Consider the following 11552-nt stretch of genomic DNA (forward strand, 5'->3'; position numbering starts at 1 on the left):
CCCAACCACGTCGATGGTACTGCGTAAAAGTGGGAGAGTAGATAGCCGCCGTTTTAGAGTCACAGACTCCAAACAAATGAAAGGAATCAATCGTAAGGTTGGTTCCTTTTTGTGTTTATAGCTTCTTTTCGTTTTTATTCTTCCTGATTTAACATCTCTCTTATAATAATGTATCTTCTTTTCCGTTCTAATATACATTGAGTATGAATTTTAGATTATGAGCAGTATATATGATTCCCGGCAACGGCTGAAATATCTTTTCATTTTAATAGCCACATTGATTGCGATCGTTTCAGTGTTTGTCTCTGATAAGCTTGTAAAGAGTTTAGCACAGGAAGAACGCCAGAAGGTCGAGATTTGGGCGGAAGCGCAACGTATGATTGCTACCGAAACCAACGGTTCAAATATGGCTCTTATTCTAAAGATTCTGGAAAGTAACACCACGATACCTGTTTTATGGTGTAATGAGAAGGACAGTGTAATTGCAGAGAAGAATATCGACCTTCCGGAAAAGGATTCAGACTTGTTTCTGAAAAATAAAGTACGGGAATTAAAGAGCAAGAATCCTCCTATCCTGATCGACATGCAGGATGGAACCTTCCAGTATTTATACTACGACGATTCTATTATCCTGAAAAGGCTGCTTATCTATCCTTATGCCCAGTTGACAGTTGTTTTCATATTTATCCTGATCGCCTTCCTGGCTCTTGCCAGTACGAAGAAGGCAGAACAGAATAAAGTATGGGTCGGATTGTCGAAGGAGACAGCCCATCAGCTAGGAACTCCTATCTCTTCTTTGATCGCCTGGGTGGAATATCTTCGTACAAAAGAAATCGATCCGTCCCTCCTGGGTGAAATGGAAAAAGATGTGAAGCGTTTGGAGATGATTGCAGAACGTTTCTCGAAGATTGGATCAAATCCCGATCCGACACCGGTAAATATCAGCAATTCGATTCGTACGGCCTTAAATTATATGGAAACACGTATTTCTGCCAAGGTGAAGATATATACTCATCTTCCGGATAATCCCGTATTGGTTTTAATGAATGATTCACTGTTTGCCTGGGTTATTGAAAACCTGACAAAAAATGCTGTGGATGCTATGGAAGGCCAGGGCGAAATAACGTTTCAGGTGGAAGAGCGTGACAAGACTGTGCGGATAGATATTACGGATTCAGGAAAGGGGATTCCCAAATCAAAATATAAGACTGTCTTCAATCCCGGCTATACGACTAAGAAGCGCGGATGGGGACTCGGGCTATCTCTGGTCAAACGTATCATAGAGTCCTACCATGGCGGCAAGATATTCGTAAAGAACTCGGAGATCGGAAAAGGCACGACATTTCGTATAGAGCTTCGTAAATATAGAGGCTAAATAGTTCAATAATAAAAAATAACTGCATAGGTATTGCATTTGTGTTTAGTTTTTTCGTACCTTTGCAAGGTTTTTACACTAAAAGGCTTTGGGAAAGTTTAAATTATATAACGTAGATTTGAAAAATCTCGCTCCAGGAGTGCACGAATTCGAGTATTTACTGGAGAACAAGTTTTTTGTGGACATTGACGGAGACGAAGTCCAGAAGGGCAAAGTCAAGGTTCACCTGACAGTGAAGCGTACGTCAGTGGCTTTTGAAATGAACTTTCAGATGGAAGGTGTAGCAATCGTTCCGTGCGACAGATGTCTGGACGATATGGAGATTCCGGTTGATACACATAATCGCTTGGTAGTGAAATTCGGTAAAGAATATGCCGAAGAGAGCGACGAGGTAGTAGTAATACCAGAAGAGGAAGGTGCGATTAATTTGGCATGGTTCCTTTATGAGTTTATTGCATTGGCAGTACCGATGAAGCATGTACATGCTCCGGGAAAATGTAATAAAGCGATGTCGACGAAGCTGAAGAAGCACACTGCTAAAAGTACAGATGACGGAGATGATGATTACGAAGAAGACGAAGTGGAAGATATATCCATGGATGATGACGTAAGCGGTAATTCTGATCCTCGCTGGGATGCCCTGAAAGGTTTAATAGAGAATGATAACAATTAAATAAATTAAAACATGGCACATCCTAAAAGAAGACAAGGTAAGACAAGAACAGCCAAGAGAAGAACTCATGACAAGGCTGTCGCTCCAACAATGGCTATTTGCCCGAACTGCGGCGCATGGCATATTTATCACACTGTATGCGGCGAATGCGGCTACTACAGAGGTAAATTAGCTATCGTAAAAGAAGCAGCTGTGTAAGTTTGTCACGATCATATTGAGTCTGATAAACGAAAGAAATAGCCCTAAAAATATTTTTAGGGCTAATTTTTTAATTGGGATATAGAGTCTCTTTATTTTTTTAAGTATGGATAAATTAAATGCGGTTATAACAGGTGTAGGCGGATACGTTCCGGAAGACGTGTTGACAAATGAGGACATCTCCAAATTGGTCGATACGACTGACGAATGGATCATGACACGTGTTGGCATCAAAGAACGCAGAATTTTGAAAGGGGAAGGGGTTGGTACCTCTTACATGGGTATACGTGCTGTGAAGCAGTTACTCGAAAAAACACAAGTAAATCCGGAAGAGATCGAAGTGATTCTGTCAGCTACTACAACGGCAGACCATCACTTTCCAACCATGTCTTCAATCATCGCCTATCATACCGGCTGTAAGAATGCAATGACTTTCGATTTGCAGGGAGCTTGTGCCGGATTCTTATATGGGTTGGAAACAGGTGCGAATTATATTCGTTCGGGACGCTATAAGAAAGTGATTGTTGTTGCCGGTGATAAGATGACTTCGATTACCGATTATCAGGATCGTTCTACCTGTCCTCTGTTCGGGGATGCCTGCGGTGCGGTTTTACTGGAACCGACTACGGAAGAAGTCGGCGTTCTCGACACGATTCTACGTACTGACGGTGTAGGCTATTCTCATCTGATTATGAAGTCAGGTGGTTCGGCTTATCCTTCCAGTCATGAGACCGTGGATAAACGGGAACATTTTGTTTTGCAGGATGGCAAATATGTCTTTAAGTATGCTGTTTCGTATATGGCCGATGTGGCTGCCGAAATAGCGGAACGAAATAAACTGACCCACGACGATATTACATGGATCGTGCCTCACCAGGCTAATCTGCGTATTATCGATGCGACGGCTAAACGTCTGGGTGTGGATATGGAGAAAGTAATGATCAATATCCAGAAATATGGTAATACCAGTGCCGGTACTATTCCTATCTGCCTTTGGGAGTGGGAAGACAGGCTGAAGAAAGGGGATAACCTGATCCTGGCAGCATTCGGTGCAGGCTTTACCTGGGGTGCAATTTATCTTAAATGGGGTTATAATGGAAAACAAGCATAAGTCCGGCTTTGTTAATATTGTCGGTAATCCTAATGTAGGGAAGTCCACGCTGATGAACCGTCTGGTGGGGGAACGTATCTCCATCATCACGTCGAAAGCGCAGACTACCCGTCATCGTATCATGGGGATTGTGAATACCGACGATATGCAGATCGTGTATTCAGACACGCCGGGAGTCCTGCATCCGAATTACAAGTTGCAGGAGTCTATGCTGAATTTTTCGGAGTCGGCTTTAGGTGATGCCGACGTGTTACTCTATGTGACCGATGTCGTTGAGACAATCGATAAAAATGAAGAATTCCTCCAACGGGTCCAATCGGTGGAATGTCCGGTTCTGCTGCTGATCAACAAGATCGATACCAGCAACCAGGCCGAACTGGAAAAGATGGTAGCCCATTGGAAAGAGGTTCTTCCGAAGGCCGAGATTATTCCGATCTCCGCGCTTTCGAACTTTAATATTGATTATGTGAAGTATAGGGTGGAGGATTTGATGCCCGAGTCTCCCCCTTATTTTGAAAAAGACGCGCTTACCGATAAGCCGGCCCGCTTCTTCGTTACGGAGATTATTCGCGAGAAGATACTCCTGTATTATCAGAAGGAGATACCGTATGCAGTGGAAGTCGTTGTAGAGCTGTTTAAGGAAGAAGAAGAAATGATTCACATCAAGGCGCTCATTATTGTGGAACGGGATTCCCAGAAAGGGATTATCATCGGGCATAAGGGACAGGCTCTGAAGAAGGTAGGAGCGATGGCCCGTAAGGATATTGAACGCTTCTTTGAGAAGAAGGTGTTCCTGGAAATGTTCGTCAAGGTTGAAAAAGACTGGCGTAACCGGGATAACCTGTTGAAGAATTTTGGTTATCAGCTGGATTAAAAACAGCGCACAGAAAAGAAATTTATGGGAAATATTGTAGCAATTGTTGGTAGGCCCAACGTAGGAAAGTCCACCCTGTTCAACCGTCTGACCCAATCGCGTCAGGCCATCGTGAACGAGGAAGCAGGGACTACCCGCGACCGTCAGTACGGTAAAGTGGACTGGACCGGTAAAGAGTTTTCGCTGGTCGACACCGGCGGATGGGTAATTAATTCGGATGATGTTTTCGAAGAAGAGATAAATAAGCAGGTACAGGTCGCTTTGGATGAAGCAGACGTGATCTTGTTTGTGGTGGATGTATTGAACGGTATCACGGACCTGGACATCGAAGTGGCCAAGATACTGCGCCGTAATAAAAAGCCGGTTATCGTGGTGGCAAACAAAGCGGATAACTTTGAGATGCATGCCGAGGCCGCAGAGTTCTATGCGTTCGGTTTGGGCGATCCTTTCTGCGTTTCAGCTATCAACGGTTCCAATTCCGGCGACTTGCTGGATAAGATCATCGAGATCCTTCCGGAAGAAAAAAATGAAGAATTGGAAGAAGAGTTGCCTCGTATTGCCGTTATCGGTCGTCCGAATGCCGGAAAATCGTCTTTGATCAATGCGTTTATCGGTGAAGACCGTCATATCGTAACGGATATTGCCGGGACTACCCGCGATTCTATCTATACCAAATACAATAAATTCGGCCTGAATTTCTATCTGGTGGATACAGCCGGTATCCGTAAGAAGGGAAAGGTGAACGAAGACCTGGAATATTATTCGGTGATCCGTTCGATTCGTGCGATTGAGAATTCCGATGTCTGTGTACTGATGGTAGATGCTACCCGCGGTATCGAAAGCCAGGATTTGAATATTTTCTCTTTGGTGCAGAAGAATAAGAAGGGACTGGTCGTTTGTGTGAACAAATGGGATTTGGTAGAAGATAAAGGCCAGAAGGTGATCGACAGCTATACGAATGCGATCCGCGAACGTCTGGCGCCGTTTACCGATTTCCCTATCCTGTTCATTTCGGCATTGACCAAGCAGCGTATCCTGAAAGTGCTCGAAACAGCCAAAGAAGTATACGACAACCGTAAGAAACGCATCCCGACAGCCAAGCTGAACGAGATCATGTTGCCGATCATCGAGAACTATCCGCCTCCCGCATGGAAAGGAAAGTATATCAAGATCAAATACATCACCCAGCTGCCCGCAGGCTCTGTTCCTTCCTTCGTTTTCTTTGCCAACCTGCCGCAATGGATCAAAGATCCTTACAAACGCTTCCTGGAAAATAAGATCCGGGAGAACTGGGATTTTACAGGGACACCGATTAATGTATTTATTCGCGAGAAATAAGAATTTTGATAATTCATATTATAAACCCGATGACGCTTTTATAAAATCAGCGTCATCGGGTTCTTTTGTTAAATTTTATCACGTTTTATTTGTTCTGCCGCTAAAAAAATGAAATCTGTTGTAAAAATATTCACTTGAACGTGTCTTTGATATAAAAGATATGTATCTTTGACCCATTACATGTAATAATCAACATGTTAATCAACAAAATCATCAACAGATTTGTTATATTGTCGTTAGAGTAATAGATATGGGAAACTTAATTAGAAAAACAAAAGCCGCAATTAGTTGTAAGGAAAAGTCTACAACTGTTGTTTCGGACGTTAAAAATGATCCGAAGAAGGATACTGCTATTTTCGTACAAGTTTCATCAGAAGAACTGAAAAAAAGACGAATAGACCTGTATCCTTATTTAATCTGAAATGGCGTTTTTTTACCCTCACCGGTTTGTCCAAAATTTTAATGAAGAAGCTGGGCATTTAAAATCAAAGATATTATATACGTTTAAATCGACCAAATCCAATCAGTGGTATTGGGTTTGGGTTGAATGCTATGATTATCATGTATATGCTCTAAAATTTCACCTTAAAAGTATGAGGAACTGTGAGAACAAGTATAGTGTATTAACTAATACCTACGAACCCAGGCGCATTGTTATGACCTGTATAAATATTATGCTTGAAATATATCAAAAAGATGACCACGCCTCTTTCGGATTTATTGGTTCAAATATGGTAGAAGAGGACACTGATAATACAAAACGATTTCGTTTTTATAAAAGAATAATGGCAACCTATTTTTCTGAAAAATATTTTATCCATCAGGAGAACTGCCTGAAAAGTGCTTATCTGATGCTAAACAAAGTTGAGATGGTCAATAATCCGAGACTCAAAGAAGATATAGAAGCTGCTTTTGCGGAACAATATGAGTATTTTGATTAATTCTCCAACCACTAATTGGAGAATTAGTTAATCCATCCTACCGAGAGTTTTTTCCGGATATGATCTCCCCTTTTGGGGAATCAAATGAAAAAAGGGAAGTAATCACCTCCCTTTTTCGTTTTTTCTCTGATCAACCTATTCTTTTTCCGGAAGGTCACTTTCACTTGTCGGAGCCTTTTTTGTCTTTAGAAAATTGCTTCAAAAGATATTCCACATTGATCAGATGACGGGTATATTCCGCATGCATCTTTCTTACAACCGAACTGGCGGATGCCATTTGGGCTAGGAATTGTAAGTGTTTACCCAAAGATGCATTCATATCTAACCGTTCTTTTTTTTGGATGGAATCCTGTACGGAATAGACTCCGCAGGCCATTTGTATTTCCAGTATACCTTCGTCCCACGCATGTTGCGTATATTTGCAAAGTATTCCGAGGTTTCTTTTCAAGTCTTTACAGAGAATGTTCAATACTTCAAAATCACTGCGATTAGCGGAACAGGCATTTGGATTAACGAGACGGGCCAGTTTGAGGTAAAAATCTTTTAGTTCCTCTTCGGACAGAGGCGAGGGGTTTCCACTTAACTTTTGCAAGTCTTCACTTTGTTGGGCAGTTAAAAAATCTGTTTCCATACATATTAATATTAGATGTGGAGGCGAAGATTTTCTGAATATAAGAGCGGTTCCGCCTGTCCCGTTGCATTTCACCATTAATCGGAAGGCAGTAGATGCATTAACATTCTACACGGGGGTACGGAACCGCCATATAGAATGGTCGTAAACGGGCATAAAAATGCCCGCTACGATAATAGGCGGGTTTTCCCACCTTCCGATTATTTAATGAAATGCACGACAAATATACGATAATAATTAAAACAGACAATAAGATATTCCGGATATGAAATATTTCGGTCGATTTTATTGTTTACCTATGTTCTTGATTCTTGTGTATTGAGAAAAATCTTACTGAAATATAACAAAAAAAGAAGGCATCCTTTTCAGACACCTTCTTTTCTGTATATGTTAGTGCTTTATCAATACGAATTCAGCACTTTATTCAATTCATTCACCATCTCTGTAGCCGACTTCTGTGTATCAGCCAGTCCTTCCGGAGTAAACATGGCAACAGTCTTATTCAGCTTATCCAGTTTGCTGCCCTTCAGTTCTTCGCGGAGGATGCGGATTTTTTCAGCGTCCTGGAGGCCTTCTACCAGGCGTTCGAAACGGATACTGCTGCGGGGACCCGGATAGATACTGTATGTATCGCCGGCTGCCCAGGTGCGGAAACGGGAGTCGCGCAACGGATCTTTTGTCCAGCTGTTGACTGCCCAACGCAGGTAACCGTCGTAACCACCGGCAACAGCGTGCAGGATCGTCCAGGGAGCTTCTGCCGGGTTGGAGAAGGTGAAGGTGTTCGGGAATGCTTCCGAACAACAGGTATAAACCGTGCTGATCTGGCCTTTGCGGTCGCGTTCGGCTTTCACATCTTCCGGGAATTTGTGGCCGTACGGAATACTCAGGTAATACAGGTCTCCTTGTATCTCTTTATGATAGTTACCGGCCAGCGTGATCTTAAATTCCGGGTCAGCCTGCTTGATTACCTTGATGGCCTCTTGCATGGCTGCCAACGGACGTTCGTCCATAGAGATCGCTGTCTTTTCAAACCAGCCTTTTGCACGCAGGTGGCGGGAGAAATCTTTCAGGAAACTGCCCCAGTAGTCGGCATAAGCTGCATCGCCCGGTTTGGCTTCGATGAACTGGATGCGGTTGGTTGCCTGGTCGTAATAGTCGAAACTCAGTGCCCACGGGATCATGGTGTAGCAGCTGATCAGGTCGTTGATGCCTATATCGTTCATCATGAAATCTACCCATTTGTCGAAAACGGTATAGTCATATTCCCAACTGCCGTCGAGTTTCTTCATGCGGAACACCATGCTGTCGAAATGATCTTCGGTCTGTCCCGCCCAGGGTTTGTGCATGATGCTGGTGGTGATGGCACGCTGTCCGGCGTTGGCCAACATCTTCATGATCGGGCGCATGGCATCGAAATGTTCTTTGCTCCAGAGAGGCACATTATAGTAACGGGCCACGGAGTACGGGTTCTGCCACAAGTCCAGATGAAATTTCCAGTCTTTCGGTTCCGGCAGGGTACGGTTCAGTACATCTATCTCCACCTGTAACTTCATCGGTTGGAAGTTTTCGCCTGAAACGGTCAGTGTTCCTTTATATTTTCCGGGACGTGCATCCGACGGTACCCATACATTCATCCAGATAGGTTGTGTCGTACGGGCGGCGACGTCGTGCATCTTTACGATATCCAACACGTCGGCAACAACGGAAGAATCCCATTCCGCCTTGTTTTCACGTACACCGCAACCGCCTGTGCGTTCTTTGTTCAACTCGTCGGTCATTACGTAACGTACGAAATTGGTGGTGACGTTGGAAGCCGGGATAACGGATGAACCGTTTTTCAATTCGCTGACGGTGATGGTTGCGTTCGACAGGTCGTTGGTAGTCCACAATACGGCCTGAGCGTTTACGCGTTCTCCTTTCCAGGCTTTCGTCTGCCAGCGGGAGGTCTTTGTAACGGTTGGGATACTGAGTTTCGGATAACGAACGTCCGTGCTCGCCCAGCTGAGTTGGGTAGGCGTTGTTATTTTATTCCATACAGCCTCACTATCGTGTGGCTTGGTGTCGGTCAGTTCGGTGTAATCGGTGATATTCGATTGCTGTGCGTAACAAACCGGGCCTAGCGTTAGCAGGGCACAAAGAATAAGAGAGTTTTTCATGTATAAATTCTTTTAGAAGTTTATTCGGGGGATAAAGATAGGAAAAAGATGGGATATTGTACGCAATTACTTTATCCGATTATAATGACAGAACAATAGATTGCCGTTATCGTCATACAGATGCATGCCGTTGCCTTCGCAATAACGGAACATTTTGCAGTCGGCGCATTGCCCTTTGCGTGTCCATTCGCGGTTGCGGTACGGCTTGAATTCGTTGTTCCAGATGTCGATGAATTTATCTTTGTAGATATTCCCCTGGTGGAAATTGGCACGGATACTCGGACAACCGGAAATGGAACCGTCTGCCAGCACCGAAGCCGTATTGATTCCGGCATTGCATTGGAAGATGGAGTCGCGCACTTCGGCTTCGTAGTTCCCGAGGAACCCTTCGCAACCGTAGCTGGTGTGTATCTTTCCTTCCTGCCGGCAGTAACGGATGAAGTTGAGCATCCAGGTGAACTGTTCGTTGGTCAGTTGCAGGTCTGCTTCTTCGGCGGCCCGTCCGACGGGGAAGATGGTGAACAGACGCCACCGTTTTACGCCCATCTCCATCAGGAATTCCTTGAAGAGTTTCAGGTCTTTGAAGTTCTTTTGGTTTACGCAAGTCACCACATCCCAGACAATCTCTTTCTCTTCCGCCAGCATGCAGATGGCGTTGACCGCATTCTCGAAACTCTTCGGATGACGGCGCAACCAGTTGTGTGCTTCCTCGAAACCGTCGAGACTAATGGTTGCCGAATGCATGCCGGAGGCCAGCAGCGCGTCCAGCCGTTCGCGTGTCATCAGCAATCCGTTGGAAACGATTCCCCAGGGATATCCCCGGCGGTAAAGTTCCATTCCGCAGGTTTCGATGTCTTTGCGCACCAAAGCCTCTCCTCCGGTAAAAATTACCAATACTTTATTAGGGTTGACATGGGGAGTAATATCATCTATAACTTTCAGAAAATCTTCCACCGGCATATCCTTCATGCCAGCCGATACATGGCAGTCGCTGCCGCAATGACGGCAGGATGCATTGCAACGAAGCGTACATTCCCAAAAGAGTGTGCGTAGTTCGTGTAGCTTGGCCCTGTTTCTCCGGATACTGCGGAAGAGTTCCAGAGCGATGCGTTTACGAAATCCGGGACGTTTATCCATTATTCTTCCGTGTTAATCTGTTCGCTCATAGTGATTGTAACCTCTTGTTTGGCTTTTCCCTTGTACCAACCGCTACCATTTTCATAGACGGCGTTTTTAAAGGAAACAAAAGAGGTATCGGCTACAAACTGACCGCCGTTTTTATCTTTGTCAATATCTGTCGTGATAAGTTTGAATGTTGCCCCGGGGAATTCTCCGGTTTCCCAAAGGAATTCTCCCTTTGCGTCGGTGTAGATGGTATCGCTGGGCATTTGACGGTCGGGAACTGAATCGCTGATGGCGATTTGTATATTAGGGATCGGGTTGTTCTGTCTGTTTACCACTTTCCCTTTGATCTCGTAGTTAGCATGTGGGCAGCCGTATTCTTCTACCTGACCTCCCCCATCATCATCCGAATCGGAACAAGAGAAACCTAGTAAGGTGAGTAAACCGGCTAATACCCAGTTCATACTGTTCAAAAAATGAGGATAGAACCTTTTCATATAACTTGCGTTGTTTTGTTATTAACTGATAGATTACATATGATTAAATACAAAAGTACGAAAAATACTGCATCGGTGGTTGTATAAGTCTGGATAATTGTTTTTACTTATTCTTTGTTTTCCACAGCCTGCTTCATTTTGATAGTCACGTTCTTTTGTGCATTACCATAATTCCATTCGCCGTTTCCTCCTGTCAGGTCTTCTTTTTTGAAAGCGACTTCCGTGATTGTTTCTTCAAATGCTCCTCCGTTATCGGTGCCATCGATATCTTTTGTTGTGATTTTGAAAGTGATATCCGTGCCAAAAGTGGTGACAACCGGTCGTGCGACGAACTCTCCGGCCCTGTTCGTGATCAGCGTATCCCGATGCGTATATTCTTCATTACCAAAAGGGTCGGGAATAATAACTTGTATGCCGTTGATGGCTTTTCCGTTGTCATCGACTACTTTCCCTTTGATTTCATAATCGGCATAGGGACATCCGTATTCGTCTGCACCTATTTTGTCGCATGCAGCTAGTGAAAAGCCTAACAGGCTTAATAATCCTGCCAATATTTTATTTGTAAAGGTCAGGAAGAAATGGTTTGTTCGGTTCATATCCGTATGGTTTTAATTGTATTTACATCCATACCTAATT

12 protein-coding genes are annotated in these 11552 nt (G+C 44.0%); 7 read left to right on the forward strand and 5 right to left on the reverse strand.

The window, feature by feature from the left end:
* Window positions 1-217 precede the first annotated feature (217 nt).
* From NBH14_RS11600 to NBH14_RS11630, 7 genes are all read left to right on the forward strand, one after another.
* Window positions 218-1375, forward strand: a complete 1158-nt coding sequence (locus NBH14_RS11600; RefSeq protein ID WP_186959485.1) for a sensor histidine kinase — start codon at window positions 218-220, stop codon at window positions 1373-1375.
* An 88-nt stretch (window positions 1376-1463) separates the two neighbouring features.
* A complete protein-coding gene (locus NBH14_RS11605) occupies window positions 1464-2048 on the forward strand; it encodes a YceD family protein (protein WP_128134448.1) in 585 nt (194 codons plus the stop codon).
* Window positions 2049-2060: 12 nt separating this feature from the next.
* Window positions 2061-2246 carry a 50S ribosomal protein L32 gene (gene rpmF, locus NBH14_RS11610; protein ID WP_009859681.1) on the forward strand — a complete coding sequence of 62 codons (186 nt, stop codon included), beginning with the start codon at window positions 2061-2063 and terminating at the stop codon, window positions 2244-2246.
* Window positions 2247-2352: 106 nt separating this feature from the next.
* Window positions 2353-3357, forward strand: coding sequence for a beta-ketoacyl-ACP synthase III (locus NBH14_RS11615; protein ID WP_122328827.1), 1005 nt, complete (start codon window positions 2353-2355; stop codon window positions 3355-3357).
* Entirely contained in the window at window positions 3341-4231 is an 891-nt protein-coding gene (era, locus tag NBH14_RS11620; protein WP_186959484.1) for a GTPase Era, read from the forward strand. The genes NBH14_RS11615 and era overlap by 17 nt, the downstream gene beginning before the upstream one ends.
* Before the next feature lie 24 nt (window positions 4232-4255).
* A complete protein-coding gene (gene der, locus NBH14_RS11625) occupies window positions 4256-5569 on the forward strand; it encodes a ribosome biogenesis GTPase Der (RefSeq protein WP_186959483.1) in 1314 nt (437 codons plus the stop codon).
* A 674-nt stretch (window positions 5570-6243) separates the two neighbouring features.
* A complete protein-coding gene (locus NBH14_RS11630) occupies window positions 6244-6510 on the forward strand; it encodes a hypothetical protein (RefSeq protein ID WP_250817446.1) in 267 nt (88 codons plus the stop codon).
* A gap of 160 nt (window positions 6511-6670) precedes the next feature.
* Here the strand turns inward: NBH14_RS11630 and NBH14_RS11635 are convergent, their stop codons facing one another.
* The 5 genes from NBH14_RS11635 to NBH14_RS11655 form a co-directional block, all read right to left on the reverse strand.
* Window positions 6671-7141 carry a hypothetical protein gene (locus NBH14_RS11635; protein ID WP_186959481.1) on the reverse strand — a complete coding sequence of 157 codons (471 nt, stop codon included), beginning with the start codon at window positions 7139-7141 and terminating at the stop codon, window positions 6671-6673.
* 401 nt (window positions 7142-7542) lie between these two features.
* Window positions 7543-9297 (reverse strand): DUF4091 domain-containing protein, encoded by a 1755-nt coding sequence (locus NBH14_RS11640; protein WP_186959480.1) that lies wholly within the window; start codon window positions 9295-9297, stop codon window positions 7543-7545.
* 66 nt (window positions 9298-9363) lie between these two features.
* A complete protein-coding gene (locus NBH14_RS11645) occupies window positions 9364-10434 on the reverse strand; it encodes a TIGR04133 family radical SAM/SPASM protein (protein WP_128134454.1) in 1071 nt (356 codons plus the stop codon).
* Window positions 10434-10916: a radical SAM-associated putative lipoprotein gene (locus NBH14_RS11650; protein ID WP_186959479.1), complete on the reverse strand. Its 483-nt coding sequence runs from the start codon at window positions 10914-10916 to the stop codon at window positions 10434-10436. The genes NBH14_RS11645 and NBH14_RS11650 overlap by 1 nt, the downstream gene beginning before the upstream one ends.
* A gap of 107 nt (window positions 10917-11023) precedes the next feature.
* The gene (locus NBH14_RS11655) at window positions 11024-11512 is read right to left on the reverse strand and encodes a radical SAM-associated putative lipoprotein (protein WP_186959478.1); all 489 of its coding nucleotides are present in this window, start codon (window positions 11510-11512) and stop codon (window positions 11024-11026) included.
* Window positions 11513-11552: the final 40 nt, after the last annotated feature.

This window comes from Parabacteroides caecihominis (assembly GCF_023656785.1).
Lineage (GTDB): Bacteria > Bacteroidota > Bacteroidia > Bacteroidales > Tannerellaceae > Parabacteroides > Parabacteroides segnis.

Excerpts from the sequence above, each read along its gene's own strand:
- NBH14_RS11645 (WP_128134454.1), bottom strand. The coding sequence starts at position 10,434 with ATGGATAAACGTCCCGGATTTCGTAAACGCATCGCTCTGGAACTCTTC.
- rpmF (WP_009859681.1), top strand. The coding sequence starts at position 2,061 with ATGGCACATCCTAAAAGAAGACAAGGTAAGACAAGAACAGCCAAGAGA.
- der (WP_186959483.1), top strand. The coding sequence starts at position 4,256 with ATGGGAAATATTGTAGCAATTGTTGGTAGGCCCAACGTAGGAAAGTCC.
- NBH14_RS11640 (WP_186959480.1), bottom strand. The coding sequence starts at position 9,297 with ATGAAAAACTCTCTTATTCTTTGTGCCCTGCTAACGCTAGGCCCGGTT.
- NBH14_RS11650 (WP_186959479.1), bottom strand. The coding sequence starts at position 10,916 with ATGAAAAGGTTCTATCCTCATTTTTTGAACAGTATGAACTGGGTATTA.
- NBH14_RS11655 (WP_186959478.1), bottom strand. The coding sequence starts at position 11,512 with ATGAACCGAACAAACCATTTCTTCCTGACCTTTACAAATAAAATATTG.
- NBH14_RS11615 (WP_122328827.1), top strand. The coding sequence starts at position 2,353 with ATGGATAAATTAAATGCGGTTATAACAGGTGTAGGCGGATACGTTCCG.
- NBH14_RS11600 (WP_186959485.1), top strand. The coding sequence starts at position 218 with ATGAGCAGTATATATGATTCCCGGCAACGGCTGAAATATCTTTTCATT.
- era (WP_186959484.1), top strand. The coding sequence starts at position 3,341 with ATGGAAAACAAGCATAAGTCCGGCTTTGTTAATATTGTCGGTAATCCT.
- NBH14_RS11635 (WP_186959481.1), bottom strand. The coding sequence starts at position 7,141 with ATGGAAACAGATTTTTTAACTGCCCAACAAAGTGAAGACTTGCAAAAG.
- NBH14_RS11630 (WP_250817446.1), top strand. The coding sequence starts at position 6,244 with ATGCTTGAAATATATCAAAAAGATGACCACGCCTCTTTCGGATTTATT.